25 protein-coding genes and 1 pseudogene are annotated in these 24,987 nt (G+C 63.5%); 13 read left to right on the top strand and 13 right to left on the bottom strand.

Going from position 1 to position 24,987, the window contains the following annotated elements:
- Nucleotides 1-65 precede the first annotated feature (65 nt).
- Both HWX91_RS35885 and HWX91_RS35890 read right to left on the bottom strand, forming a co-directional pair.
- The gene (locus HWX91_RS35885) at nt 66-677 is read right to left on the bottom strand and encodes a LysE family translocator (protein ID WP_028200001.1); all 612 of its coding nucleotides are present in this window, start codon (nt 675-677) and stop codon (nt 66-68) included.
- 64 nt (nt 678-741) lie between these two features.
- On the bottom strand, nt 742-1,389 hold the full coding sequence (locus tag HWX91_RS35890) for a VTT domain-containing protein (RefSeq protein ID WP_028200000.1): 648 nt from the start codon (nt 1,387-1,389) through the stop codon (nt 742-744).
- Nucleotides 1,390-1,522: 133 nt separating this feature from the next.
- Here HWX91_RS35890 and HWX91_RS35895 point away from each other — a divergent pair, with 133 nt between their 5' ends.
- A complete protein-coding gene (locus tag HWX91_RS35895) occupies nt 1,523-2,050 on the top strand; it encodes a GNAT family N-acetyltransferase (RefSeq protein WP_028199999.1) in 528 nt (175 codons plus the stop codon).
- A 165-nt stretch (nt 2,051-2,215) separates the two neighbouring features.
- On the opposite strand, the gene HWX91_RS35900 is transcribed toward HWX91_RS35895, so the two are convergent.
- Nucleotides 2,216-3,277 carry an alkene reductase gene (locus HWX91_RS35900; protein ID WP_028199998.1) on the bottom strand — a complete coding sequence of 354 codons (1,062 nt, stop codon included), beginning with the start codon at nt 3,275-3,277 and terminating at the stop codon, nt 2,216-2,218.
- 86 nt (nt 3,278-3,363) lie between these two features.
- Entirely contained in the window at nt 3,364-3,666 is a 303-nt protein-coding gene (locus HWX91_RS35905) for an ArsR/SmtB family transcription factor (RefSeq protein ID WP_028199997.1), read from the bottom strand.
- A gap of 555 nt (nt 3,667-4,221) precedes the next feature.
- On the opposite strand from HWX91_RS35905, the gene HWX91_RS35910 reads away from it, so the two are divergent.
- The 7 genes from HWX91_RS35910 (at nt 4,222) to HWX91_RS35940 (ending at nt 12,926) form a co-directional block, all read left to right on the top strand.
- Nucleotides 4,222-5,706 carry a sensor histidine kinase gene (locus HWX91_RS35910; protein ID WP_028199996.1) on the top strand — a complete coding sequence of 495 codons (1,485 nt, stop codon included), beginning with the start codon at nt 4,222-4,224 and terminating at the stop codon, nt 5,704-5,706.
- The gene (locus tag HWX91_RS35915) at nt 5,691-7,070 is read left to right on the top strand and encodes a sigma-54-dependent transcriptional regulator (protein ID WP_028199995.1); all 1,380 of its coding nucleotides are present in this window, start codon (nt 5,691-5,693) and stop codon (nt 7,068-7,070) included. The genes HWX91_RS35910 and HWX91_RS35915 overlap by 16 nt, the downstream gene beginning before the upstream one ends.
- Before the next feature lie 167 nt (nt 7,071-7,237).
- Complete coding sequence (locus tag HWX91_RS35920; protein WP_028199994.1) at nt 7,238-8,050, top strand: hypothetical protein; 813 nt, start codon at nt 7,238-7,240, stop codon at nt 8,048-8,050.
- A 61-nt stretch (nt 8,051-8,111) separates the two neighbouring features.
- On the top strand, nt 8,112-8,675 hold the full coding sequence (locus tag HWX91_RS35925; RefSeq protein WP_028199993.1) for a hypothetical protein: 564 nt from the start codon (nt 8,112-8,114) through the stop codon (nt 8,673-8,675).
- A gap of 20 nt (nt 8,676-8,695) precedes the next feature.
- Nucleotides 8,696-9,928 carry an MFS transporter gene (locus HWX91_RS35930; protein ID WP_028199992.1) on the top strand — a complete coding sequence of 411 codons (1,233 nt, stop codon included), beginning with the start codon at nt 8,696-8,698 and terminating at the stop codon, nt 9,926-9,928.
- A complete protein-coding gene (locus HWX91_RS35935) occupies nt 9,925-11,178 on the top strand; it encodes an arsenic transporter (protein WP_028199991.1) in 1,254 nt (417 codons plus the stop codon). The genes HWX91_RS35930 and HWX91_RS35935 overlap by 4 nt, the downstream gene beginning before the upstream one ends.
- 242 nt (nt 11,179-11,420) lie before the next feature.
- Nucleotides 11,421-12,926 (top strand): sensor domain-containing diguanylate cyclase, encoded by a 1,506-nt coding sequence (locus tag HWX91_RS35940; RefSeq protein WP_042277055.1) that lies wholly within the window; start codon nt 11,421-11,423, stop codon nt 12,924-12,926.
- A gap of 203 nt (nt 12,927-13,129) precedes the next feature.
- Here the strand turns inward: HWX91_RS35940 and HWX91_RS35945 are convergent.
- The 5 genes and pseudogenes from HWX91_RS35945 to HWX91_RS35965 all read right to left on the bottom strand — a co-directional run.
- A pseudogene (locus HWX91_RS35945) lies at nt 13,130-13,354 on the bottom strand (acetate/propionate family kinase); the annotation flags it as partial.
- Entirely contained in the window at nt 13,351-14,292 is a 942-nt protein-coding gene (locus tag HWX91_RS35950; RefSeq protein ID WP_028199989.1) for a phosphate acetyltransferase, read from the bottom strand. The gene HWX91_RS35950 and the pseudogene HWX91_RS35945, both read right to left, overlap by 4 nt.
- Before the next feature lie 296 nt (nt 14,293-14,588).
- Entirely contained in the window at nt 14,589-16,595 is a 2,007-nt protein-coding gene (locus tag HWX91_RS35955; protein ID WP_028199988.1) for a bifunctional DedA family/phosphatase PAP2 family protein, read from the bottom strand.
- A gap of 103 nt (nt 16,596-16,698) precedes the next feature.
- The gene (locus tag HWX91_RS35960) at nt 16,699-17,418 is read right to left on the bottom strand and encodes a ribonuclease E domain-containing protein (RefSeq protein WP_028199987.1); all 720 of its coding nucleotides are present in this window, start codon (nt 17,416-17,418) and stop codon (nt 16,699-16,701) included.
- Between the two features lie 138 nt (nt 17,419-17,556).
- Nucleotides 17,557-18,201: an HD domain-containing protein gene (locus tag HWX91_RS35965; RefSeq protein WP_028199986.1), complete on the bottom strand. Its 645-nt coding sequence runs from the start codon at nt 18,199-18,201 to the stop codon at nt 17,557-17,559.
- Between the two features lie 182 nt (nt 18,202-18,383).
- On the opposite strand from HWX91_RS35965, the gene HWX91_RS35970 reads away from it, so the two are divergent.
- Entirely contained in the window at nt 18,384-18,749 is a 366-nt protein-coding gene (locus HWX91_RS35970; protein WP_028199985.1) for a hypothetical protein, read from the top strand.
- Between the two features lie 25 nt (nt 18,750-18,774).
- On the opposite strand, the gene HWX91_RS35975 is transcribed toward HWX91_RS35970, so the two are convergent.
- Nucleotides 18,775-19,527 (bottom strand): GntR family transcriptional regulator, encoded by a 753-nt coding sequence (locus tag HWX91_RS35975; RefSeq protein ID WP_244144182.1) that lies wholly within the window; start codon nt 19,525-19,527, stop codon nt 18,775-18,777.
- Between HWX91_RS35975 and HWX91_RS35980 the strand changes: the two genes are divergently transcribed.
- The gene (locus HWX91_RS35980) at nt 19,526-20,002 is read left to right on the top strand and encodes an OsmC family protein (RefSeq protein WP_028199983.1); all 477 of its coding nucleotides are present in this window, start codon (nt 19,526-19,528) and stop codon (nt 20,000-20,002) included. The two genes, HWX91_RS35975 and HWX91_RS35980, sit on opposite strands and share 2 nt — an antisense overlap.
- A gap of 243 nt (nt 20,003-20,245) precedes the next feature.
- On the opposite strand, the gene HWX91_RS35985 is transcribed toward HWX91_RS35980, so the two are convergent.
- Nucleotides 20,246-20,479 carry a hypothetical protein gene (locus HWX91_RS35985; protein WP_028199982.1) on the bottom strand — a complete coding sequence of 78 codons (234 nt, stop codon included), beginning with the start codon at nt 20,477-20,479 and terminating at the stop codon, nt 20,246-20,248.
- A 65-nt stretch (nt 20,480-20,544) separates the two neighbouring features.
- Entirely contained in the window at nt 20,545-21,012 is a 468-nt protein-coding gene (locus HWX91_RS35990) for an Lrp/AsnC family transcriptional regulator (RefSeq protein ID WP_028199981.1), read from the bottom strand.
- Between the two features lie 154 nt (nt 21,013-21,166).
- Here HWX91_RS35990 and HWX91_RS35995 point away from each other — a divergent pair, with 154 nt between their 5' ends.
- The gene (locus HWX91_RS35995; protein ID WP_028199980.1) at nt 21,167-21,796 is read left to right on the top strand and encodes a LysE family translocator; all 630 of its coding nucleotides are present in this window, start codon (nt 21,167-21,169) and stop codon (nt 21,794-21,796) included.
- A 206-nt stretch (nt 21,797-22,002) separates the two neighbouring features.
- Nucleotides 22,003-22,323, top strand: a complete 321-nt coding sequence (locus tag HWX91_RS36000; RefSeq protein WP_025647716.1) for a YnfA family protein — start codon at nt 22,003-22,005, stop codon at nt 22,321-22,323.
- Between the two features lie 125 nt (nt 22,324-22,448).
- Here HWX91_RS36000 and HWX91_RS36005 read toward each other — a convergent pair whose 3' ends face one another.
- Entirely contained in the window at nt 22,449-22,958 is a 510-nt protein-coding gene (locus HWX91_RS36005) for a DUF1993 domain-containing protein (RefSeq protein ID WP_025647714.1), read from the bottom strand.
- A 304-nt stretch (nt 22,959-23,262) separates the two neighbouring features.
- On the opposite strand from HWX91_RS36005, the gene HWX91_RS36010 reads away from it, so the two are divergent.
- Nucleotides 23,263-24,819 (top strand): S53 family peptidase, encoded by a 1,557-nt coding sequence (locus tag HWX91_RS36010; RefSeq protein ID WP_028199979.1) that lies wholly within the window; start codon nt 23,263-23,265, stop codon nt 24,817-24,819.
- Nucleotides 24,820-24,987: the final 168 nt, after the last annotated feature.

The raw sequence follows: 24,987 nt of genomic DNA on the forward strand, positions 1-24,987 counted from the left end.
TAAAGACTGAGATGCGGCCACGGCGCCGCCAGGTTCAGCGTCTGGCGGGTGCGCTTACCTTCCAGTCAGCGTGTGGCGATGGCGGCGGCGACGCCGGCCATGAGGGTGGCGCTGGCGCGGTTGGTGATCTTCACCGCGCGGCGAGTGGTCAGCAGTTTGCGCGCACGGGTAGCGAGCAGGGCCCAGCCGAAGTCGACGGCCATCAGCACGATCAGCATGGTGAGCGTCAGTTCGAACCACGCGATGGTGCCGATGCGTGAGAGGTCGATGATGGTCGGCAGCAACGCGAGATAGAACACCATGATCTTCGGATTGCCGAGCGTCACCAGCATGCCGGCGACAAACATGCGCCACGGCGACTGGCCGCTCGGCAAGTCGTTGCCCTGCACGTCGGCCGGTGCGCGCCACATCTTCCATGCAAGGAACAGCAGATAGGCGACGCCGGCAAACTTCAGCACGATGAATACCACGCCGAAGCTGCGCGCGATCACCGCGAGGCCGGCCACCGCACAGGTGAGCCACAATGCTTCGCCGAGCCACATCGCCGCGAGAAACGGCAATACGTCACGAAAGCCGTTGGTCAGAACGCGGGCAACCAGCGCCGCGACGCTGGGGCCTGGCGTGCCGGCAGCGATGATCAGCGCCAGTGCGAAGACGAGCAAAGCAGACAGCGACATAGCGGTTCTCCACGAAATTCAATGAGCGTACAAGCATCGGCTTCACAAGCCTGCAGACGCCGGTTCAGCGGGTATGCAACCTTCGGTTGACGAAACGCCACACGGCGCTGACCAGCAGCGATCCTACACCGAGCGAGACGCCCAGCAGCACGATCGAACTCATATGATCGCGCACCAGCGGCACGTTGCCGAACAGATAGCCGGCCGTTACCAGCGAGACGATCCACAGCGCGGCGCCGCCCGTAACGAACGACACGAAACGCGCGAACGTCATGCGCGAAACGCCGGCGACGAACGGCGCGAATGTCCGCACGACGGCAATGAACGGCGAGAGCAGGAAGGTCAGGCCGCCGCGTGCTTCGTAAAACGCGTGCGCCTTACGCAGCGCATTCTTGTCGAGCCAGCGATAGTCGGCGGTATAGACCTTTTCGCCGATCGCGCGGCCGATCGCATAACAGACGACGCTGCCGGCTACCGTGGCGGCGAACAATACGGCAGTCACGAACCAGACGTTCAGCGCGCCGGTGGCGGCGAGACCGCCACAAATGAAAATCAGCGGATCGCCAGGTAAAAAGAATAGCGGCAGGAAGCCGATCTCGACGAATACCACGAGAAATAGCATGGCATAGACGGCAGCGCCGTATTGCACGATCAATCCGCTCAGGTGCTGGTCGAAGTGCAGGGCGACCTGCAGCACATGCATGAAATCCATCTTGGTTCGAAAGGAAGTGAGGTGTTCAGGAGTTTAGTCCCGTGGCGGCGCGGACACTTGTTTATTTCGAAGGGGTGATGTCAATATCGGGGATGTCGTTCAGAATCGCCCCTAAAAAGCCTACGAAACGCCTATGCAATACGCTTCCAATCTTACGTTCCGCATTGCCGCGCCGCACGATGCGCAGGCGATCCGCGCGATCGAATTCGAGGCTGGCCAGCGCTTTGCCAGCGTCGGCATGACCGGTATCGCCGATGCACCGCCGATGGCACTGGAAATCGTCAAGCGCAAGATCGACGCGCAGCAGATCGTCGTCGCCGTGGCTGCCGATGGTAGCTGTGTGGGGTTTGTGATGTTCGAGCCGCAGCCCGCGTGCTTCTATGTCCAGGAGCTCGACGTGCTGAGCTCGCATGCCGGGCAACGCATCGGCGCCGCGCTGATCGAACAGGTCGCGCAACGGGCGCGCGCGCAACAGATCACGCAGCTCACGCTGTCGACGTATCGGGAGGTGCCGTGGAACGCCCCGTACTATCGCCGGCTTGGCTTTCGCGATATCGAGGAGGCCGATCTCGATGCCGTACTGATCGCGCGGCGCGACGCGCATATCGCGCGTGGCCTCGACGAATCGAAGCGCGTCTTTATGCGGCGTGACCTCGCTTGACGCGAGCGCGCCGCGCACAGCGGCCAACGCATGAAAAAACGCGGAGGATGTGACCAGATATCGTTCCGGTCACATCCTCCGCGTGGTCCTGCAGCGTGCTACGAGTAAGCAGCCGCTTTAGCGAAGCGGCTTATGCTTCTACCGACCTCCGCTGACGCTACAGGCTTACTCGACGGTTTCCAGCGCCGGATAGTCCACATAGCCGGTTTCGCCACGTGCATAGTACGTCGCCGGATTCGGCTTGTTCAGCGGCGCATTCGTTGCGAAGCGGCGTACCAGATCCGGATTCGCAATGAACAGTTGACCCCATGCCACCGCGTCCGCTTCGCCCGCGTCGAGCACCTGCTGCGCGGTTTCCTTCGTGAACTTTTCGTTCGCGATATACGGGCCGCCGAATGCTTTCTTCAGTTGCGGGCCGAGGCGGTCGTCGCCGAGTGCTTCGCGTGCGGCGATGAACGCAATCTTGCGCTTGCCGAGCTCGCGCGCCACGTAGCCGAAGGTGGCCGCCGGGTCCGAATCGCCCATTGTGTGTGCGTCGCGCCGCGGTGCAAGGTGCACACCGACACGGTTCGCGCCCCAGACGTCGATACAGGCGTCGGTGATTTCGAGCAGCAGGCGGGCACGGTTTTCGATCGGGCCGCCGTAGGCGTCGGTACGCTTGTTGGTGCTGTCCTGCAGGAACTGGTCGAGCAGATAGCCGTTCGCGCCGTGTACTTCCACGCCATCGAAACCGGCTGCCTTCGCGTTTTCGGCGCCCTTGCGGAACGCTTCGACCACACCGGCGATTTCGTCGAGTTCCAGTGCGCGCGGCGTTACGTACGGACGCTCCGGGCGCACCAGGCTCACGTGGCCTTGCGCTGCAATCGCGCTCGGCGCGACCGGCAGTTCGCCGTTGAGAAACAGCGGATCGGAAATGCGGCCGACGTGCCACAGTTGCAGGAAGATCTTGCCGCCGGCTTCGTGCACAGCCTTCGTGACGATCTTCCAGCCTTCTACCTGTTCCTGCGACCAGATGCCCGGCGTTTCGGCATAACCGACACCTTGCGGCGTGACGGAAGTGGCTTCGCTGATGATCAGGCCTGCCGTGGCGCGTTCAGCGTAGTACCTCGCCATCAGCGCGTTTGGCACGCGGATTTCTTCGGCACGCTGGCGTGTAAGCGGCGCCATGATGATGCGGTTCGGCAACGTGATGTCGCCAATCTGAAGCGGATCAAAAAGTGTCGGCATATGAGTTCACCTTAGGTGGCGGGCGCGCGGCCCGGGCCTTAAAAAAACTGCACGATGAGAGAAGCGCGGCGATGCGGACGAGCCGTTTAGAGCCCGGTGTTCATGTACTCGAGAAACGCCTGAATGACGGCCTCGTTGCGTTTGAAAAACACCCATTGACCGACCCGTTTCGACGTGACGAGTCCCGCGCGCTGCAAGGCGGCGAGATGCGCCGACACCGTGGACTGCGACAGGCCGCAGCGCGCGTCGATCTTGCCGGCACACACGCCGTAGTCGAGCGGCAGGTCCTGGTCGGCGAAGTGCGCATACGGCTCGCGCAGCCAGCCGAGAATCTCCCGCCGTACAGGGTTGGCAAGCGCTTTGTGAATCGCGTCGATATCGAGCGTCATGAGACAGTTTTCAGGGCATGAACAACACGCAGACATGGCGCCGGTTGGCGCTCACGCATCTGCATCGCTACAGAACGAATTATATATCGTATTTTAACGATATGCATGAAGCCATCACTGGCAGTGGGGTCGCTGACTGTGAAACGCGCTGCACCGCTCGCCAGCGAGATATTGTCCCGGCTTTCTGATGTCGCTTTACCCTTCCCAAGTCGCTGCCAGGCCAATGCAGCGCGATCTGAAGGGTCGAATTTTTAGCATGCTGCATTCTGGGCGCGTTTTCACCCATCCCAGCCATCGGCGGGCACGGGTCCCGAGTCGTTGAGCGCCCACCTCGAGCGGCATGGCGGTCGTCACTCGACTCTTCCAACAGTTGTTGTTCTGATATCGTTCGGATCGTTGATTTTGGGGCGAGACCCATTAGGCAATCGTTACCATGAAGCGGCCGACCGTCGCATCGTCGGGGCTGGCTAGCGCCGCGGGTACGGTCGCTCGTCCCTATGTGCAGGCAAGAATTTTGCGTCTGAAGTTCCGCTCCAGTTCCCTTGCAGGCCCCTCATGCCGAGACCTTCGTTTTCCACCCAGCTTTACGCGCTGTGGATTCTGATCGCCATACTATGCAGCCTGCTGAGCGCCACCGTATGGCTGATGCTGTCGTCGGCGCTCGGCGAGCGCGTCGCGGATGCGAAGCAGCAGGCCACCATGACCTGCGCGGCGGTCGCGTCGCGTTACGACATGTCGGTGCAGCGGCCGGACGAAACGAATGTCGATCTCATGCACGCCGTGCTCGATCTCGTCCTGATCCGCACCGAGGGTATCGAAGGCGGCTTCTGGACTTCCGCACCCGCGCCCGGTGCACCGGGCGGCTTTCTCGCCTACGCGTTTCCCACCTACGAAGGCAGCGGTGTCAAACGCGATATACCCGAGGCCGAGACGCCGCTCATTCTTCGCACGCTGCGAAACGCGGTCAGCACCGGCCAGATGCGCGCCGACGTCGTCTCTGGCGGCGCCGATGCAGTGGTCGCCGTCGCCTGTCCGGTTCCGCGGCATGCCGGCCTGCTCGCCTGGATGCTCACGCGCGCGAGGCCGCCGCTTGGGCCGTATGGACAGCAGGCCGCGACGTTCCTTGCGGGCGTGCTCGCGATCATCGTGGCGTTGGCGCTGCTGCTCGCGCTGGCGCTCAGACGCTGGAAGCGCAACCTCACGCGGCTTGAACAGGCGCTTGCGCCGGACGGCCGGCTCGAGCAGGGCAAACGGATCGATCGGCTTGGCGAGCGCGATCTGGACCATATCGTCGACGCGCTGAATCGTTATGTCGAACGCGCAGAGCACCTGCAACGCGAGGCGAACGGGTTGAGCGCAAAACTCGCGCAGGCGGAACGTTTCGGCGCGCTTGGGAAGATGGCCGCTCAGATCGCCCACGAAATCCGCAATCCGGTGGGCGCCATGCGGCTCAAGGCGGAAAACGCGCTGGCGGGCGACGCTTCACGACGCGAAGCCGCGCTGAAGATCATCATCGAGCAGGTGGGCCGCATCGAGTCGCAGTTGTCGAGCCTGCTCGCGCTTACCCAGCCCGTCACCGTCCGCGCGCAGCAAGTCGACCTGCGCGCGTGGCTTGCGGGACTGGTCCGTACGCATGAATCGCGGGCGGAAAGCCGGCGTGTGATCTTGCAGGCCGACATTGCATCCTGCACCACCCAGCCGGTCTTCGATGCGGCGCAAATGGCGCGCGCGCTCGACAACCTGATCGTCAACGCGCTGCGTCATGCGCCGTCCGGCGGACACGTCACGGTCAGGGCGCGCGCCATGCCGGACGCTAACGGCGAGCGGCTCCGGCTCGAAGTGATCGACGACGGCCCCGGCGTGAATGCGAGCGAGCGTGAACGCATCTTCGAGCCGTTCGTCACGGGCCGGCCCGACGGGTCGGGTCTGGGCCTCGCTGTCGTGCGCGAGATCGCATCGGCGCACGGCGGCCGCGCGTGGCTCGAGGACAATCCGAACATGACCTGTTTTGTGATCGATATCCCATGGCGACCATCCTGATCATCGACGACGACGACGCCTTCCGTGACGGCCTCGCGGAAACCATCCAGGACCTTGGATACACGCCGCTCGAAGCACGTTCAGGCGAAGAAGCGATCCAGCGTCTGCGCGAGGAGGCGTCGCCCGAATGCATTTTTCTCGACTTCCGGCTGCCGGGCGCGGACGGCCTATCCGTGCTCGAAACGCTGCGCGGCATGGCTGGTCTGCAGGACGTGCCGGTCGTGATGCTGACCGCGTACGCGACCAGCGACAACACGATCGGCGCGATGCGGCTCGGCGCCTTCGAGCATCTGACCAAACCGGTTGGCCGCGACGAAATCGCCGCGCTCCTCGCGCGCATCCTCGCAACCCGCGCCGCGACACCCGCTCCCCAGGCGATCCACAGATTCGCGGATGACACGCCTTCGCATGAACCGCAGTTGCTCGGCATCAGCGAAGCCATGCGCGACGTACAGAAGCGTCTTGGCCGCGCGGCCGGCACCAACTCGACGGTATTGATTACCGGTGAGACGGGCACCGGCAAGGAAGTGGCGGCGAGCGTGCTGCATCGTGCATCGGCGCGTGCGGGCGGACCGTTTGTCGCCGTGAACTGCGCGGCGATCCCGGAAGACCTGCTCGAGAGCGAACTCTTCGGCCACGCCCGGGGCGCATTCACTGGCGCGCATTCGGAGCGGCGCGGTCGTTTCGAAGAAGCGCATGGCGGCACGCTCTTTCTCGACGAGATCGGCGACATGCCGCTCGCGATGCAGGCGAAGCTGCTGCGCGTGCTGCAGGAGCGGCAGGTCACGCCGCTCGGAACCAACCGGCCGCTTGCTGTCGACGTGCGCGTGGTGGCCGCGACGCATCGCGACCTGGCGGCGATGGTCGCAGCGGGCACGTTCCGGCAGGATCTGTCGTATCGGCTCAGCGTGATTCCGTTGCACATGCCGCCGCTACGCGAGCGCGTAGCGGACATTCTGCCGCTGGCGGAGCATTTCCTCGCGGCCGTCGCCGGTCCCTCCGAGGCGGCGCGCAAGCGTCTCTCCGCAGACGCACAGCGCCTGCTGGTCGGCTTCAGTTGGCCCGGCAACGTGCGGGAACTCGCCAACGCTATCGAACGCGCGAGCGCGCTGGCGCCCGCCGCGCTGCTGACTCGCGAAGATTTCGCCTTCCTGTTCGATCCGGCCGCGAACGATGCCTATGCGATTCCCGCGGGCGTCATCGACCTGCCGCTGAACGACGCCCTCGCACAACTCGAACGCGCCATGATCGTCCGGGCGCTTGCGCTCGCCGATGGCAATCGCGCCGATGCGGCGCGCAGGCTCGGCATCAGCCGCCAGTCGCTCTATACGCGTCTGGCGAATCTCGGCCTGTCCGATTCCTGACCGTTCGAAGGTGTCCGAGGTGTCCAGGTGTCAACAAACCGGACGGCACCTGTCCGGTTTGTTGACATCGCAGCCGTGCTTCGTCGCGTTGCTGCCCGGCCACATGGGATTTCCGGCCGATGGCATAGGCCTTGCAAAAAGCTCCTCGTCTTACGAAGGAGTGGACCATGCAAGCGATTCCGAATCACTCACCAAGCCGCATCGCCGCGCGCATCTTGAGCGCGATGAGCCTCGCAGCGCTCATGGCAGCGAGCAACGGATGCGCCGCCCAGACTCAACCTGAGCCCCCAACCGCACCTGCGCCTGCGCCGTCGCCGGCCGCGACCGGCACGGCACCGCCCGTGCCGCCACCCGGCGTCGCTGCCATGACGCCGCCCCCGCCGCCACCCGGCGGCCCGGCGCCGCGCGCCGATGCCGGAAATTTCACGACCGCGCAGGGCACCGTCGCGCGTTTTCTTACCAATCCGGATGGCGACGTCGACGGCTTGCTGACAAGCGACGGCCTGCTCGTGCGTGTCCCGCCGCACATGGGCCCGCAGCTTACGTCGATGGTTCGCCCGGGCGACAGCGTGCAGGTGAGCGGAAGGCGCGATGCAGGCGGCACGCTCGCGGCGCAGCAGATCACCGACACGCGCAGCGGCCAGCAACTGGAGAATCAGCCGCCACCGCGGGGCGCCCGGCCGCTGCCGCGTGAGCTACGCGGCGTCGCGCTATCGCGCCTCAGCGCGCAGGGCCGGGTCGCGCATGTCACGACCGCGCCACGCGGCGAGCCGGACGGCGTGATCCTCGCCGACGGCACCGTGATCCGCCTCACGCCACCGATCGCCCAGCAGTTTCCGGCGCTCGTGCAAATCGGCGCGAACGTCTCGGCGCAAGGTTACGGCACACGCACCCAGTACGGCACGGCGCTGCAGGCGACGGCATTCGGATCGCCCGGCAATCTGACCCGGCTCTACGATCGCGTGCCACCGGCCCCTTGAGCGCGCCCGATAACGGCACCTGACATTCACCCGTTCAACCATCATCGAAAAGGACCAGACCATGCATTGGATCGATCCCAACAGCCTTCCCGAAACGCGCGGCACGGTAACGCGTTTTCTTTTGAATCCGCACGGCGAACTGGACGGCTTCGTGCTCGGCTCGCGTCAGTTGCAGCAGGTGCATTTTCCGCCCCATCTGTCGCGGCAGGTCGCGCGGCTCGTGGCGGTGGGCGACACGGTGCGCGTACGCGGCGTCAAGCCGCGTGGCGCGGACATGATCGCCGCTGTCTCGGTCATGTCGAAGACAGGCAAGGTCATTCTCGACGAAGGCCCGCATCGCGACGGCGAGAAACATCATCACCCTGACGCTGAGCGCACGCCGATGGAGGCGAGCGGCGAAGTGCTGCTGTCACTGTTCGGTCCGAAGGGCGAGTTGCGCGGCGCGCTGCTGGACGATGGCACGTCGTTGCGCATGCCGCCGCATGCCGCCGCCGAGCTGGCGTCGTACCTCGCGCCTGGGGCGCATGTCCATGCGTGGGGACGTGGCATCAGGAACCGGCACGGGCGAACCGTTGAAGTGGACGAGATCGCCGAACTCGTCGATGCGCAAACCCAACAGGAATAGCCACCGAGGGTGATCGAACCATGAACCCCCAGTACGCGCTCGAAGGACTCAACTTCTTCATGGCCGATGTCCAGGCAGGCATCGGGCCGTTTCTCGGCGTCTTTCTGCAGGCGCAGGGCTGGCACCCCGACGCGATCGGCACGGTGATGACGCTCGGTGGCATAGCGGGCATGCTCGCGACTTCGCCGGCCGGCGCGCTCGTCGATGCGACCCGTCACAAGCGCGGCGTGATTGTCGCGGCGGGTGTGTTGACGACGCTCGCCTCGCTCGTGCTATGGGTGGCACATACGTACTGGATGGTCGCCGCCTCGCAGATCCTCACGGCAGTGACAGGCGCCGCGCTCGGGCCGGCCGTGGCGGGCGTGACGCTCGGCATGGTCCACGAGCGCGGCTTCGACCGGCAGTTTGGGCGCAACCAGGTGGCCAATCACGCGGGCAACGTGGTTGGCGCGGCGCTGTCGGGCTGGCTTGGCTGGCGCTATGGTTTCGGCGCGGTGTTCGCGCTCGCGGGCGTCTTCGGCGCGCTGTCGGTCGTCTCGACGTTGCTGATCCGGCCTGATTCCATCGATCACGACCGCGCACGGGGCCTTGCCGCCGCTTCGACGAAGGAGCACGAACAGGCGAGCGGCTTTCGCGTGCTGCTGACGTGCCGCCCGCTGCTGCTGCTGTCCGCCGCGCTCGCGATGTTTCACCTCGGTAATGCCGCGATGCTGCCGCTCTATGGCCTCGCGGTTGTCGCCGCGCATAAGGGCAACCCGAGCGCCTTCACCGCGCAGACAATCGTGGTCGCGCAACTGGTGATGGTCTTCGCGGCGTGCTTTGCCAACCGGTTGATCCAGCGCGTCGGCTACTGGGGTGTGATCCTCATCACCTTTCTTGCGTTGCCGCTGCGCGGGCTGGTCGCGGCGCTGTTCATCTCGGCCTGGGGGGTATGGCCCGTGCAGGCACTCGATGGCATTGGCGCGGGACTGCAAAGCGTGGCTGTTCCCGCGCTCATCGTGCGGCTTCTGCAAGGCACGGGGCGTGTCAACGTCGGACAGGGCGTGGTGATGACCGTGCAGGGTGCGGGTGCAGCGCTCAGTCCTGCACTCGGCGGTGTCCTCGCGCAGCACTTCGGCTATGCGGCGGCCTTTCTCGTGCTGGGCGCCGTGTCGATGGGCTCGCTTGCGCTGTGGCTGCTGTTCGGCACCTCCCTGAAAAAGGCCTGTGGCATTCACAACGATCTCGCTAACCAGAATCCTCTCGTTACATGAATCCGATTTTCCTCTCCTGGGGTATCGCGTTTGCCGCTACAGCCGGCGTTATCCTGCGTCCCTTCCGATGGCCGGAAGCGATCTGGGCAGTGACAGGCGCGGTGCTACTCGTCGTGCTCGGGCTGCTTCCGGTCGGCCTCGCGCTGCAGGCGGTCGCCAAAGGCACCGACGTCTATCTGTTTCTCATCGGCATGATGCTGCTCTCGGAACTGGGTCGCCGTGAAGGACTGTTCGACTGGATCGCAGTGCTTGCCGTGAATCACGCGAAGGGTTCGCCGCGCAGGCTCTTTCTGCTGGTGTACCTGGTCGGCGTCGTCGTGACGACGTTTCTGTCGAACGATGCCGCTGCCGTCGTATTGACGCCCGCCGTGTTCGCCGCAGCGAAGAAGGCGAATACGAAGCCGTTGCCTCTGTTGTTCGTCTGCGCGTTCATCGCCAATGCGGCGAGTTTCGTACTGCCAATCTCGAATCCCGCCAATCTCGTGCTTTACGCGAATCACACACCGGCGTTGGACTTGTGGGTGGCGCGCTTCGCCGTGCCGTCGGTCCTGTCGATCGTCGTGACATTCTTCATGCTGCGCTGGACGCAACGTCGGGATCTGCAAGGGGCGTGCGCCTCTGGTCTGCCGGTGGACAGGCTCAGCGCGAGCGGCAAGGTGGCGCTCGCGGGCATCGGCGTGACGGCGATCGCGTTGCTTGTCGTCTCCGCTCTCGATCTACAGCTTGGCCTGCCGACCGCCGGGCTCGGCATCCTCACCACACTGGTGGTGCTCGTCAAGGAACGCAAGTCGCCGGTGGAACTGGTGAGCGGCATCTCATGGAGCGTGCTGCCGCTGGTGGCGGGACTTTTCGTGCTGGTGGAGATGCTCGCGCACACGGGCGTCGTCACCCAACTGTCGCAACTGCTCGCGCAGGCGACGCAGCAGAGCCAACTGGCTGCGGCCGCGACATCGGGGTTCATCGTCGCGCTGGGCAGCAACGCGATCAACAATCTTCCGGCAGGGCTGATCGCCAGCGCGACCGCATGGCAGGCGCATAGCCCCGAGCGGGTCATCGACGCCATGCTGATCGGCGTGGACCTTGGTCCGAACCTGTCGATTACCGGCTCGCTCGCGACCATTCTGTGGCTGCTTTCAATCCGCCGCGAAGGCGAAGAGGTGAGCTTCATGCAGTTTTGCAGGATCGGCATGGTCGTGATGCTGCCTGCGCTCGTGCTCGCGATGGCCGCACGGCTTTTGAGCGGACATTGATAGAACCTTACGGAGGAGCGTGATGAACGGCGCGCGGCGCAGCAGGAAAATTGCCCATCGAATGGACCCGAGGGTCCATTTTTTTTGGATGCTGCCGTTAACCGGGTCATCGGCGATCCGCGAAACCCAGGTAACTCTTCGCCGCTGAATCCGTTTACCCCAACCTCACTCCACCGCTGCGACCGCGGGATAACGTTGTGAGGACCGGGTGCAACCATTAAAGCCTTACCGTGTCTCTTTCCATGACCACCGGAAAACTGGCTGTTCTCGCCGGCCGTCATCCTTTGATCGTCGGCATGCTCGGTAGTTTGATGTCATTGGGCGTGTTGGCGATCAGTCTGATCACGCTTCTGGCCTCCCGTGAGGCCGCCGTCGAACATGCCCATGAAACGTCCAGAAACGTCACTGCCGTGTTGGTCAGCAATATCGCGAGGACGATTGAAACGTCAAATAACTCGCTTCTCGCCTTGATTTCGGCGCTGGATAAGCCTGTGGTCCAAAGCATGGATCCTGACCTGCGTCACGAATTGCTGTTTGACCGCACCGCGGCCATGTACGTCACGGGGATGGGAGTGACGGACGATCGAGGTCGCGTTGTCGACGGCTGCTGTTCCAGCTCCCATACATGGGATTTCAGCGATCGGGACTATTTCATCGTTCATCGCCAGTCGGCGAATGTCGGGCTCTACGTGTCATCAGTCTATCGGGCGCGGTCGCGGCCAGGCGCGCAGTCAATCGCGATCTCGAGAAGGATGAACCGGCCCGACGGGTCATTCGGCGGGGTAGCGATTGTCGCTATAGACGTCGAGTATTTCAGGCAACTCCTTACCAAACTGGACGTGGGGCCTAAGGGTGTCACGGCGATCGTACGGACGGATGGCAGCCTGGTGGCCAGAAATCCCCCAAGCAGCCGGGCTGGGCAGGTCAATGTGGGTACGTCTGCGGTGTTTCCGCGGATGGTGAACCAGGATTCCGGGTTCTATGCCGCCCGATCGATCTCGGACGGCGTACTTCGTCTGTATACATTCCAGCGCATTCCCGGCACGCCACTCATCGCCGTCGTCGCACCGGCGGAAAGCGACGTACTGGGCTCCTGGAAGCAGTTGTCATGGATAGTCGGGATTGCCGCATCGTCCGTTAGCCTGGCGTTCTGCGCAGCGGTCTGGTTGCTTGCGTTTGCACTGCGGGACCAGGTAAAGACTCAGGTGCTGCTCACAGAGCTGACGCAAACCGACGCGTTGACAGGGCTCAAGAACCGCCGTGCCCTCGACGAAGTGCTCGAAAACGAGTGGAGCAGACTTCAGCGCCATGATGGCTACCTGTCACTGCTGTTCGTCGATGCGGATAACTTCAAGAAATACAATGACAGCCACGGCCATGCTCAGGGCGATATGGCATTGCAACATCTCGCGGAGTGCATCAAGCGTCACGCGCGTCGTCGCGGCGACGTCGCCGCACGATATGGTGGCGAAGAATTTGTCGTGGTGTTACCCGACACGGACGAAACGGGCGCGGTTCAGATTGCTGAAGCCATACGTCGTGAAGTCGAGCATGGGCGACATGCTGTAGCCTCCGCGAAAATTTCGCCCTTCACAGTGAGCATTGGATGTGCGACCGGTCGACGCTCACGTCCCTCGTCACTTGATGAATTGACTAATTCAGCCGACGCAGCGCTGTATGCGGCCAAAAGAAGTGGAAGGAATGCTGTCGTCTCCGCGGGTGATATTGTCGCTGACTCAGCCGCATAATTGATTGCATTCCTTGGGCGGCCCGTCTCGTTCTGACATCGCAGCGGCCAGTCGGCTTATCACCGGGACGATGCGTGATTAAATGCGTTCGTGAGAATGGGGACTGTCAGGAGAGGGGAGCGGGAGCAGTGGGTAGGGTAATGGTGCAAATTACGGGCGAGAACGAAAAACGGCGTAATTACCGTTCAATAGGGTTTAGCCGTTCATGACTCCAGCCGGTGCCAGGCGTGCCGGGCGATCATCGGTTCTTTGTTGGTCGGAATGACCCACACGTCGACGGCGCTTTGCGGATCGCTGATGCGCGGTCCGTGCTGCGCATTCGCCTGCGCATCGAGCGGGACGCCCAGCCACGCGACCGCGCGGCACACCCGTTCGCGCACGGGCGCCGCATATTCGCCGATCCCCGCCGTGAAGACGATCGCGTTTAGACGATGGCCGCGGAAGGCTTCTCGCGCCGCGCGAGCGCGACGAGCGAGGCGACCGCGCACGACGCGAGCCGCGTCATCACCGAGTCGGCGCGACTGGTCAGGATGATCGGCACCTTCGCGCCCAGCACGATGCCGGCGGCATCGGCACCGGCGAGAAACGACAGGCTTTTGGCGAGCAGATTGCCGGCTTCGAGATCCGGTACGACCAGCACGTTGGCATGACCGGCAACAGGCGACGAGATGCCCTTGATTTTCGCGGCCTCTTCGCTGATCGCGTTGTCGAGCGCGAGCGGGCCGTCCAGAATCCCTCCCGTAATCTGCTTGCGGTCGGCCATTTTGCACAGCGCGGCGGCGTCGAGCGTGGACGGCACTTTGGAGTTGACGGTTTCCATGGCGGAGAGGATCGCCACTCTCGCGGCCGGAAAACGCAAGGCGTGCGCGAGGTCGATGGCGTTCTGCACGATATCGCGTTTCTCGTCGAGTGTCGGTGAGATGTTCACGGCCGCGTCGGTGATGATCAAGGCATCCTCGCGGCCGGGCACGTCCATCACGAAGCAATGGCTGACGCGCCGCTCGGTGCGCAGCCCCGTGCCTCGCGCGACGACCGCGGCCATCAGTTCGTCCGTGTGCAACGAGCCTTTCATCAGCGCCTCGGCCTTGCCTTCATGCACCAACTGCACGGCCATTTCCGCCGCCGCATGACTGTGGGGCACGTCGACGACAGGCAGATCGCCGAGCTCAAGTTTTCCTTCTCGCGCGAGAGTCTCGAGCCTCGCGCGCGGCGCCACGAGGATCGGCGCAATCAGGCCGAGGCGGGCGGCTTCGATCACCGAGGACAGGGCGTCGTGATCGCATGGATGCGCGACAGCGGTTGGCAATGGCGGTAGCGTCGCGGCGAAAGCGACCAGCCGCTCGTATTTTTCGCGTTTATGTTCCATCCTGTATGCCTCCGGCTAGCTGGGTTGCAGTTTAGGTGGTGACGATTGGGCTGGCAATTGGAATCGGTGGGAATCGGTGGCAATCGGTGTGAATCGGAGCGCTTTCGATCATGCACCGGCAGTCGATGCCATTAAGGCACGCCTGCTCTCCTGCATGAGGCTCACAGGCGAAATTTTTCTGGCCGCGATGAGACCGTCGATGTGAGGACTACGATGCATATCGATTCAATCCGGCATCGTCATGCGGATGTGATGCGCGCCTTGTCTGGCGTGCGAGTTCATCGGCATAACGCGGCTCATTCCACCGGAGAGGCCAGCAGCGACACCGGCACACCGTGGCAACTCACTCTGGCCACAAGCGCCGCGCCAAGTCCGGCGCTCGCTTTTGCGGGAGCGTTGAATGACGACACTTCCCTGTCGACCCGCAGAATGTTGAGCGGCCACGATGCCCGGGAGAGCCTTTCGTGCGCGAAAGCCCCGACCCATAGCGGGGCGCTCGACGCACCGTTATCCACGGCATAGCCGGTCGGCCAGAAGCGCAGGACGTCGCGTTCGTCGCGCGCGTTGCCGGGACGCATGAAAACCAGCGACGAAGGCACGCCGTTGTTCAGCTTCGGCAAGACCGGCAGCGATACCGCGGCGACGTTCGGCGAGGCGAGCGAGAGAAGGCTATGCGCGGACACGTCGGTACCCTCAATCCATCCCTGCGCGCGCAATTGTCCTTTGATCGAATCGAGGTTCGACACCCATTGCAGCGTGAGCGGTTCCTTGCGGTCGCCGCCCATGTCGGAGCGATAGCATGGCAGCATCTTCCATAGCGAGCCCGTCCACTGCGCTTGCGTGACGAGCACGGGCGGCGGGCGCTGCGCATTGTCCGGCGGCGGCGCCGGCGGATTGACGCCCAGTTGCACGCCCACGCTCACCAGCATCACCACCAGAACCACGAGCGGCATGAGGCCGCGTGAGGGCGGCACCTCCGGGTGACGCAACATCGCCGTCAGTGCGACGATGGCCACCCAGATGTACGCAAGCGCGGCGCCGCCGATCGCATCGGAAACCCAGTACCTGCCGAAGTAAAGGCCCGCCAACGCGACCACGAACACGACGACCGTACTCACGGTCGTCACGAGCAGGCCTTCGAGCATGCCGACCCGTCGCGCCAGCAGAAACGCGAGGAACCCGTAGACGATCACCGTCGCGGCAACATGGTTGCTCGGAAACACGTAGGCGTCGGACAGCAGTTCGTTGGGCGGCGCGCGGTGCATGGCGAACTGCAGCGCGAAGATCAGCAATTGCGAAAACACGACTGCGGCGAGCCAGTAACCGATGGTGCGCCAGCGCCGTTCCACCAGCATCCACAGCACCACCGTCACGACCAGTGCAGTCAGCGTGAAGACGCTGCCGAGCGTGGCGAGCCCCGCAAGGACGGTGTCGCTCCATGGCGTGCGCACCGATTGCAGGAAGTGATAGACGGAAAGATCGACGCCGACCAGCGGGTCGCCGCTGATGACGTCTTCGAGGACGCCAAAGAACAGTGCGCCCGACGCCAGCACGATCAGCGACGTCACTACGATGCTGCTGGCGTCCGGCTGCTCGGGGTCCAGCAGCCGCCGCGCGAGCCGGCCGAAAGGCCCGGGGTGGCGGCAAGCCCAACTGCCCAGATAGCGGCCCGCCGCGCTCGACCACGCACTGGCATGCGAAAGCAGGAAACCCATCGCGCGAAAGCTCAGCCAGACGATGCCCACCAGTAACACGATGACGACGACGAGCCGGAACGACACCGCGCCGGCGAGCAGCACCGAGGCGCCGAAAACCACGCCCGGCAGGATGTGTGCGGGAGCCCATAACAGCGCCGACAGCACATTCATCGCGTAGAAGCGCGTCGGCGTCATGCCCAGCATGCCTGCCACCACCGGCACGATCGCCCGCAATGGTCCTATGAAGCGGGCGAACACGACGCTTTTGGCACCGTGTTTCTGAAAGAAGCGGTGGCCGGCGTCGAGTACCTGGGGATGAGTGCGGAACGGCCAGAGCTGGACGATTCTGGCCTTATAGCGCTTGCCGATCCAGAAGCTGATGCCGTCCCCGGCGATGGCGCCGGCGATCGCCGACAGCAAAGCCCAGCCAAGGCTCAGCGACCCGGTGCCGACCAGCGCGCCGGCGAGGAACATGGCCGTACTGCCCGGAACAAAGGTGCCGATGACGGCAATGGCCTCCAGAAAGGCGGCAAGGCAGATGACCGTGAGAGTCCATGCCGGATGGCCGGCAAGCAGATGCAAGAGGTGGATGTAGGCGTGCTCCATCGTGCGCGATCAGCCGTTCTGGACTAACGGTTGATCATAACGCGCACGACGTTTCCTCACATTCTTGCTGACAGGCAGCCGGTGCAATACCGGCTGCACGACCTCACGAAGCCGTCAGCGAATCGCCGGATACGTGAACCCGCTCGCCGATCTGAACGTCCGGCTGAGTCGGGTAGCTGAAGTTGCGATAGCTGCCGTCCTGCATGCGCACCTGGACCTGATAGGTGGTCTGCTTGCGCACGGCGTGCTCGATGCCGTTGCCGGCCAGGCCGCCGCCGACCACACCCGCAATGGTGGTGAGAATCTTGCCGCGTCCACCGCCGATCTGATTGCCGACGAGGCCGCCCGCGACCGCGCCACCCAGTGCGCCGAGGCCGGTAGTGGGCTCAGGCGCCTGAACCGTATTGATGGCGACGACTTCACCCGCATAAGGATCGGCAAGCGGTCTTGCCGGCGCGGCCTGATACGGTGCCTGGTAGCCCTGATTGTTTGCGTACCTTGGGGCGTCCCCGGTGGGTGCGCTGTGCGTGTGATGGACGCGCGGATGAGCCGGCGCGGTCTGCTGGACGGTTTGCTGAACCGGTCGCTGGGCCGTTTGCTGAAGCGCGGACGGCTGGGGCACGGCAACCGGAGCGCTGGCCACCTGCGCCGCGGCCGTGGTGACTGGCTGCGCGGGCTCGGTGACGGCGTGCGAGGTGGGCAGAAGACCGGTCATCGCCGCGACGCCGGTGGCGCTCGCAAGAATGACGGCTACCGCTGCGCCGGCGATCAGGGGATGAATGCGATTGCGTTGCGGATTGCTAGGTGTGAGATTGGTGTTCATTGCGGGCTCCGCGGGTAGATGCCTGCAATAACGCGGCAGCAGCGTGGGCGGTGTACGCCGATCGCATGCTGCTTTGTAAGCATTTGTACAGCTTGCCGATTTGCCGACTTGCCGGTTTGCCCACAAAAGCGGGCGTGCTCAGATCTCGTCGGTAAATTCGTCGAGGAAACGCTGCAGACGATCGTGGCGAATTCTGGCCAGACGCGCGCCGGTCGGCGTCTGGAAACCGGATGCCAGTTTCAGCAGCTTCGTGTGGAAATGGTCGAGCGTGTACGCCGTGTCGTCCAGGGGACGCGCTGTCGCGTGCGGGTCGGCGGGATCGTACAGGGCACGGCCCATCCGGCCGGCCACGTAAAAGCAACGCGCGACACCTAGCATGCCGATCGCGTCGAGCCGGTCGGCGTCCTGCAGCGTTTTTGCTTCCAGCGTGGTCGGTGCGATGCCGGCCGAAAAACTATGTGCTTCGACCGCGTGCGCCGCGGCCTGAACTTTCGCTTCCGGCCAGCCGAGCGATGCAAGAACGCGCGCCGCCTTTTCTGCCGACAGACGCGAAGCCTGCGCGCGCAGCGGCGAATTCTTTTCTACCGCGACGCAGTCATGTAGCAGCGTCGACGCGAACAGCACCTGTGCGTCGCCACCTTCTTCCGCGTGGATGGTGGCCGCGTTTTTCCAGACGCGCTGCAGGTGCGAGGTGTCATGCGAGCCGTCGCCGTTATCGTCGTTCGCGTGGGGCAACAGGATCGCTGCCAGTTCCTGAAAGGGGGCGAAGGCGCGTTGGGTCATTATGGTGCCGGGTGAGAAAACAGGGCCGTGGATTATCGCCGATCGTCCGTCAATTCTTAAGTTTCAGCGATGAACAAAGGTGGCCGGCGGCCGGTCTTACTATTTGATCTGGCTTCTTCATGAGCGTCGTTGGCGAGTGGGAGGCGTTCGGTGGGTAATTCAATGGCATCACGGAGTGGGCTATGAAAATCGCGACAAAGGGTGTTTTAACGTCGGTGTTGATGATGGGGCTGATGAGCGTAGCTTATGCCCAGTCGGCGAACCTCGGCGTCAACGGGGCGAATGGGTTGAACGGGTTGAATGGAACGGGCGGTTTGCAGGCCGGTGGGGCCAATGGTGCAGGGCAGACCATGAACCCGGGGACGGGCTCAGCAAACCCGAGCCCGACGCCGGGACTGGGTACGGCGGGCAGTCCGCCGGCAATCGGAGGAACCGGCGGCGTGGGGTCGGGTCCCGTGCTCAACAACATGCGGGCGAACGGCACCAGCCTGAACATGAGCCCGAATCCCCGGGCGCCGAATGTGACAGGAAGAGCGTTCGGACAGTAGCCCTTACTCAACCATCATTCAACCATCATTCAGCCATAACCAGTTGCAGAACGACACGCTTTGCCGAAGCGAGATGTTCCACCGTCATCGATCGCGCGAGGCGTGCGTTCCCGGCCTCGCATGCTTCGAGAATCTTCAGATGCTCGTCCTGGAAGGCAGCGGTATCGGCGAGCAAGGTGCTTTGCAGGCGTTCGTAACGCTCAACCTGGGCGCGCAACTCGCGGATCGCTTTCAACTGCCGCCCGTTCGCGCACGGGCGGTATAGCAGTTCATGAAACTCGCGATTCAGTTCGCCCTGTTTTTGTGCGGTGTCCGCGTCTCCCAAAAGCCGGTGAACGAGTTCGGCGCGCGATAGCGTCTCACTGTCCATACGTTTGACCGCATGGAAAATGGCGTCTCCTTCAAGCAACATTCGCAGGCTGTAGATCTCGTTCAGGTCTGACTGGGTCAAGGTTCGCACGACGGCGCCGCGATTGCGCATGAGCTCGACCAGCCCCTCGCCCTCGAGCTTTTGTATGGCCTCTCGCATCGGCACCCGGCTCACTCCGAATCGATCGGCGAGCTCGCGCTCGACCAGCCGCGCGCCGTCCTCCAGGTCGCCGGCTGCGATCAGTTCGCGCAGTGAGACGGCGATGGCGTCGGCCGTCGAATCCAGTTTGTGATCCATGTGCGTTGAGTCCTTGTCATCTGGAATAATGGTATACCAAATTGGCCGTGCACATATAAAATGCGTGTGTTGCGAATTCAGTTTCGGCTCAACAGCAAAGGAGAGCGGCATGGCGCACGGCGAGCACAAGTACACGGTATCGGTGCAATGGACCGGCAACCGCGGCAGCGGCACTGCGGGATATCGTGAGTATGGTCGGGATCACATCATTGCCTCGGGGAACAAGCCAGACATTGCTGGATCTTCCGATCCAGCGTTTTTGGGCGACGCGAAGCGGTGGAATCCGGAAGATCTGCTGGTCGCCTCGGCGTCCGCCTGCCACAAGCTCTGGTATCTACATCTTTGCTCGGATGCGGGCGTTGTTGTTCTGAGTTATCGCGACAATGCCGAGGGTACGATGCTCGACAGTCCGGAGCAGGGGCGTTTTTCGCAGATCGTTTTACGTCCGCAGGTTGTGATTCAGCCCGGTGGCGATCTCGAACTGGCGAAGCATTTGCATCATGTGGCGCATCAGAAATGCTACATCGCGAACTCGGTCAATTTTCCGATTGTGTGCGAGCCGGAAATTTCGACGGAACGGGCGTGACAGACGCACAGGCGTGGGCGTGACCGTCGAGATCGTATAGCGCGACTACAACGCAGTTGATCGGGCTGGGGAGGGTGGGTCCGGCTTTGCGGGATTCTCGTATCCCGAACCTCAATACGCAACTAACGGTCAAGTCCGCCTCGCGACTCCAGATAACGCGATGGCCGTCCCAGCGGAAACTGAAGACGGCCATCGCCCGCGTGTTACGCCGCAGCTACGCAGTGAACAGACCGGCTATGTCACTCAACGATTGCCGTCAAGCAGATCGCCGAGAATTTCGTCGAATGCTGCCTGCGCGTCTTCAAGCTCCTGCAGCGCGGCGTCGAAGGTTTGCAGCGCAAACTGCGAAGGCTGGCCGCTGCCGGCTGGCGGGAATTGCGATTGCAGCGACGCGAACGCCGCCTGCACCCGTTTGGTCGCGGTCAATACACGCTCCATCGCGGCGGTTTCTTCGGCTCTCGCCTTTTCGTGATCCATGAGAACTCCGTGCTCGTCTGGTCGGCTCGCGCCGTATCAAATGGGTGACTATGCCACGTCCGCGTTCAGGACAGCGGCAAGCCGCCGTTAGCCTTGATTTCCCGTAGCGACAAGGCCGATTCCACCGACGTCACGCCCGGCAGGCTACGCATCTCGTCGCGCATGAACGTGCCGTAGTCGTCGAGATCGCGCGCGACCACCTGCAAGATGTAGTCGGCGCTGCCCGACACGTTGTGGCACGCCAGAATCCGCGGAATAGCCTGCACCTCGCGCTCGAAACGGGTCGCCACCGCGCGGTCGTGCACGGCGAAACGCACGTAGACGAACGCGACCACACCGAGGCCGAGGGCGGCGCGCGACAGCATCGCGCGGTATTGGTCGATATAACCGTCGTTTTCGAGGCGCTTGAGGCGCCGCGCGCAAGGCGTCTCACTTAGGCCGACCGTCTCGGCCAGCCGCGCGTTCGACATGCGGCCGTCGTTCTGCAGCGCGGCGAGGATCGCGCGGTCTGTTTTGTCGAGCTCAGGTGTCATGGTTTTAGGCCATTTACGGTGCGTTAGCGGAAAACATGATTGGAGACGCAGATGTTAGCGCATTCCGCCAAAATTTCATCCTGCACCTCTGTATTTCGCCAGAAAACTCTCCGTCGGTGATAGCAAGATAGAGCCCTTAAAACAAGAGGTTTCTATGATTTCCGCACACCTTCTGATCGTCTATATCGCTGCGCTGGCCGTCGTCTACGCGATTCCCGGACCTGATATGGCGCTGATTCTGCAAACCAGCATCGGACGTGGCGCGCGCAGTGGCTTCGCGGCGGCCGGCGGGCTGGGTGTGGCGCGGGCAACGCACGTCACGCTATCGGCATGCGGGGTGGCCGCACTGTTGCGCAGCGCGCCCTGGCTGTATGACGTGGTGCGCTACGGCGGCGCGGTTTATCTCGCGTGGGTCGGCGTCCAGATTTTCCGCTCGCCCGTATTCGCGTTGCCTGAAGGTGGTGTGGCGGGTGGCGAATCGCAGCCGTTGCGGGCCGCTTTCGTAAAGGGCCTGCTGACCAATCTGCTGAACCCGAAAGCGCTGCTGTTCTGCTCGGTGCTCCTGCCGCAGTTCGTGCGTCCTGAGGCCGGACCGGTTGCGCTGCAGATGGTTGAGCTGGGTTTGGTGCTGCTCGCGATCGGCGTATGTTTCGACGCCGTCTATGCGATCGGCGCGGCGCGCATCGCCAACTGGATGCGGGCTCATCCTCTCGCGCAGACACTGCAGCGTTGGACTTTCTCAGCGGCGTTGATCGGCTTTGCGTTGCGGCTCTCGCTGGACTGATTGATTGCCGGATTGCCGACGCCGACGTAGATGCCGATACGGGACGGCGCGATATTTACGACCGGTAGCGAACAGGTATCTGCTGCGCGGCGCGTCGCACGCGTCATGCCCGTGCGCAAAATGGTTGTGTTAATAAAGTTTATAAAAGTCGATAATCTGCCGCGCATCGTCTCGCGGCAACACAACTATTTGCTTCTACCCGTTCGATGAAAACTTTTCTGCTTTATGCCGTGACCGCCGTTGCCGAAATCGTTGGGTGCTATTTGCCGTGGCGTTGGCTGAAGGAGGGTGGCTCCATCTGGCTGCTGGTTCCCGGCGTGCTAAGCCTGGCCCTGTTCGCCTGGCTGCTGACGCTGCACGGCACCGCCGCAGGCCGTGTGTATGCGGCTTACGGCGGCGTGTACGTGGCGGTGGCGATTGCGTGGCTATGGTGCGTCGACAAAGTGCGCCCAACGCTGTGGGACGCGGCCGGCGTGGCATTCACCCTGGCCGGCATGGCGATCATCGCTTTCCAGCCGCGTGTTTGACCCGGTTCCTGCGGCGCCCCCACGTAGGTCCTGTTTTGCCGACGCGTGACCGCGCGCGACCTGTCTGGAAGACGCGCGGCGTTCGCACAATGGCCGACCTGCCCGCGTTACCTGATCTGCCCGCGTTACCTGATGCCGCCCAGGTAGTCGAGCTTGCCAAGTTCGACACCGTTGTGACGCAGAATGTCGTACGCCGTGGTGACGTGAAAAAAGAAATTCGGCAACACGAAACCGAGCAGATATGACAAGCCCGTGAACTCGATCGGGCCATTACGCATTTTCAGCGTGACCGGACGTTCTTCCGACCCGTCGATCTGTTCGGCGTTGAATTCCTTCAGATAATCAATCGTCTTTTGAAGGCGGGCATCGAGTTCGTCGAAAGTCTGCTCGACGTCGTCGTACTTCGGCGCTTCGACGCCGGCGAGACGCGCGGCGCAACCCTTCGCCGTGTCGCTCACGATATAGACCTGGCGCACCAGCGGCAGCATGTCCGGTGCGAGCCGGGCGCTCAGGAACACGGACGGGTCGATCTGTTTCTCGGCAGCGTGCGCCTCGGCCTTGCCGAGGATGACTTGCAGGTTAGTCATGCCGCGCACCAGCACGGGCAATGAGGCTTGATACATTGAAATTGACATGGGTTCCTCTGATTCTTCGATCGTGCGCGCGCGTGGCGTGCGAGGCGTTGCGACGGCTGGATTGCCGCTTCAGCATCATAGCGCGGGTGCCGCACGATGCGCATTGATCCAGCCCGGCGTTAGCCATTCGGACAACTGCCACGGATGCCGGAACTGTGGTCGAATGCAAAGGTCGGACGTTTGGCGAAGTCCTTGAAACAGCGGTCCGCTGCCGGTCGCCATGCGGCGGATTCGTGCAGACGCGTGCCGTGCCCGGGGGCCGCCTTGTGGCCCACGCCGTCACGCTAACAGGAGAATCGACACCATGGTCAATAGACAACCTCTGCCGGGAAGCGAGCGAACGGCAGTGCAAGGTTCGACGGTTGTTGGGCAATGCAATCCGGCTGAACGGATCGAAGTTTTCGTAATACTGCGCCGTCAGCGGCAGGCGCAGTTCGACGCACTGATGAGCAGGATCGAAGCGGGTGACCCAGGCGTCAAGCCGCTCTCGCGTGAGGCGTTTGCAAAAGAATACGGCGCCGCGCCGGACGACATCGCCAAGGTCAAAGCTTTTGCCGTCGCACACGGCTTGACGGTGGTGCGGGAAGATCCGGCGGCGCGCCAGGTATTGCTGAGCGGCACGATCGCTCAATTCCAGACCGCGTTCGGCGTCAAGCTGGAACATTACGAGCACCACACGGCGGGCCAGTTCCGCGGCCGCACCGGCACGATCAGCGTTCCGGACGATCTGCATGGCATCGTGCAAGCCGTGCTCGGGCTCGATAACCGGCCCCAGGCCCGGCCGCACTTTCGCATCCGGCCGCCGTTTCAACCGGCTAAAGGGCATCAGGTTTCCTTTACGCCGCCGCAGCTCGCCTCGCTGTATCAGTTTCCGCAGGGCGACGGCAGCGGGGAATGCGTCGGCATTATCGAACTCGGCGGCGGGTACAGCACATCCGACCTCAAGAGTTACTTTGCCAGCCTTGGCGTGGCTTCACCGAAGGTGACATCGGTCGGTGTCGACGAGGGCAGCAATCAGCCGAGCGGCGACCCGAACGGGCCCGACGGCGAAGTCACGCTCGACATCGAAATTGTCGGTGCGATCGTGCCGGGCGCCAGGATCGCGGTCTATTTCACACAGAACAGCGACGCCGGCTTCATCGACGCGGTGAGCACCGCGGTGCATGACACCACCAACAAACCCTCGGTCATCTCGATCAGTTGGGGCGGCCCGGAGTCGAGCTGGACCAGCCAGTCGTTGCAGGCATTCAACAACCTGCTGCAAACGGCGGCGGCTTTGGGTGTGACCGTTTGCGCGGCGTCGGGCGATAGCGGTTCGAGCGACGGGTCGGGCGGCGATCAGGTCGACTTTCCGGCCGCGAGCCCCTACGTGCTGGCATGCGGCGGCACGAACCTGACCGCGTCGGGCACCTCGATTGCGCATGAGGTGGTGTGGAACGACGGCGCGCAAGGTGGCGCGAGCGGCGGCGGCGTGAGCCGGGCGTTTCCGGTCCCCGTGTGGCAGCGGGGCTTGTCGGCCACTTCGTCGCGCGGCGCCAAAACGGCGCTCAGCGGGCGCGGCGTGCCGGACGTGGCCGGCGATGCATCGCCCGTCACCGGCTATAGCGTGCTGATCGACGGCACGCAGACGGTGGTCGGCGGCACCAGCGCGGTGGCACCGCTATGGGCGGCGTTGATTGCGCGGATCAATGCGGCGAAAGGGCAGCCGGCGGGTTTCATCAACCCGAAGCTTTACAAGGCGCCGGGCGCGCTCAATGACATTACTCAGGGCAACAACGGCAGCTTCGCCGCGTCGCCGGGCTGGGATGCGTGCACGGGACTTGGCAGCCCCAATGGTCAGAAGGTGGCGGCCGCACTATAGTCTGAAAACTCGCGGATTGTTGCGGATGGCGCCCGGTGGATTATCGGCCCGGGTGCTCACCGGCTATCCGCGTCGGTTTCGCGGTGCGCCGCGGTCAGGCCGCTGGCAGTACGGTGCGGGACTTGAGGAGACGCTGGCCAAGCTGGATACAGCAGGGACATCAGGGCA

Origin of the sequence: Paraburkholderia fungorum, from assembly GCF_902833645.1 — a bacterium.
GTDB classification, from domain to species: domain Bacteria; phylum Pseudomonadota; class Gammaproteobacteria; order Burkholderiales; family Burkholderiaceae; genus Paraburkholderia; species Paraburkholderia fungorum.

What these genes read in the sequence shown, in the direction of transcription:
- HWX91_RS35890 (WP_028200000.1), bottom strand. Translation starts at nt 1,389, where the DNA reads ATGGATTTCATGCATGTGCTGCAGGTCGCCCTGCACTTCGACCAGCAC.
- HWX91_RS36005 (WP_025647714.1), bottom strand. Translation starts at nt 22,958, where the DNA reads ATGTCAATTTCAATGTATCAAGCCTCATTGCCCGTGCTGGTGCGCGGC.
- HWX91_RS35975 (WP_244144182.1), bottom strand. Translation starts at nt 19,527, where the DNA reads ATGCCGCTCTCCTTTGCTGTTGAGCCGAAACTGAATTCGCAACACACG.
- HWX91_RS35965 (WP_028199986.1), bottom strand. Translation starts at nt 18,201, where the DNA reads ATGACCCAACGCGCCTTCGCCCCCTTTCAGGAACTGGCAGCGATCCTG.
- HWX91_RS35985 (WP_028199982.1), bottom strand. Translation starts at nt 20,479, where the DNA reads ATGGATCACGAAAAGGCGAGAGCCGAAGAAACCGCCGCGATGGAGCGT.
- HWX91_RS35895 (WP_028199999.1), top strand. Translation starts at nt 1,523, where the DNA reads ATGCAATACGCTTCCAATCTTACGTTCCGCATTGCCGCGCCGCACGAT.
- HWX91_RS35950 (WP_028199989.1), bottom strand. Translation starts at nt 14,292, where the DNA reads ATGGAACATAAACGCGAAAAATACGAGCGGCTGGTCGCTTTCGCCGCG.
- HWX91_RS35980 (WP_028199983.1), top strand. Translation starts at nt 19,526, where the DNA reads ATGGCGCACGGCGAGCACAAGTACACGGTATCGGTGCAATGGACCGGC.
- HWX91_RS36010 (WP_028199979.1), top strand. Translation starts at nt 23,263, where the DNA reads ATGGTCAATAGACAACCTCTGCCGGGAAGCGAGCGAACGGCAGTGCAA.
- HWX91_RS35955 (WP_028199988.1), bottom strand. Translation starts at nt 16,595, where the DNA reads ATGGAGCACGCCTACATCCACCTCTTGCATCTGCTTGCCGGCCATCCG.
- HWX91_RS35910 (WP_028199996.1), top strand. Translation starts at nt 4,222, where the DNA reads ATGCCGAGACCTTCGTTTTCCACCCAGCTTTACGCGCTGTGGATTCTG.
- HWX91_RS35995 (WP_028199980.1), top strand. Translation starts at nt 21,167, where the DNA reads ATGATTTCCGCACACCTTCTGATCGTCTATATCGCTGCGCTGGCCGTC.
- HWX91_RS35920 (WP_028199994.1), top strand. Translation starts at nt 7,238, where the DNA reads ATGCAAGCGATTCCGAATCACTCACCAAGCCGCATCGCCGCGCGCATC.
- HWX91_RS35885 (WP_028200001.1), bottom strand. Translation starts at nt 677, where the DNA reads ATGTCGCTGTCTGCTTTGCTCGTCTTCGCACTGGCGCTGATCATCGCT.
- HWX91_RS35930 (WP_028199992.1), top strand. Translation starts at nt 8,696, where the DNA reads ATGAACCCCCAGTACGCGCTCGAAGGACTCAACTTCTTCATGGCCGAT.
- HWX91_RS36000 (WP_025647716.1), top strand. Translation starts at nt 22,003, where the DNA reads ATGAAAACTTTTCTGCTTTATGCCGTGACCGCCGTTGCCGAAATCGTT.
- HWX91_RS35925 (WP_028199993.1), top strand. Translation starts at nt 8,112, where the DNA reads ATGCATTGGATCGATCCCAACAGCCTTCCCGAAACGCGCGGCACGGTA.
- HWX91_RS35960 (WP_028199987.1), bottom strand. Translation starts at nt 17,418, where the DNA reads ATGAACACCAATCTCACACCTAGCAATCCGCAACGCAATCGCATTCAT.
- HWX91_RS35940 (WP_042277055.1), top strand. Translation starts at nt 11,421, where the DNA reads ATGACCACCGGAAAACTGGCTGTTCTCGCCGGCCGTCATCCTTTGATC.
- HWX91_RS35935 (WP_028199991.1), top strand. Translation starts at nt 9,925, where the DNA reads ATGAATCCGATTTTCCTCTCCTGGGGTATCGCGTTTGCCGCTACAGCC.
- HWX91_RS35990 (WP_028199981.1), bottom strand. Translation starts at nt 21,012, where the DNA reads ATGACACCTGAGCTCGACAAAACAGACCGCGCGATCCTCGCCGCGCTG.
- HWX91_RS35900 (WP_028199998.1), bottom strand. Translation starts at nt 3,277, where the DNA reads ATGCCGACACTTTTTGATCCGCTTCAGATTGGCGACATCACGTTGCCG.
- HWX91_RS35970 (WP_028199985.1), top strand. Translation starts at nt 18,384, where the DNA reads ATGAAAATCGCGACAAAGGGTGTTTTAACGTCGGTGTTGATGATGGGG.
- HWX91_RS35915 (WP_028199995.1), top strand. Translation starts at nt 5,691, where the DNA reads ATGGCGACCATCCTGATCATCGACGACGACGACGCCTTCCGTGACGGC.
- HWX91_RS35905 (WP_028199997.1), bottom strand. Translation starts at nt 3,666, where the DNA reads ATGACGCTCGATATCGACGCGATTCACAAAGCGCTTGCCAACCCTGTA.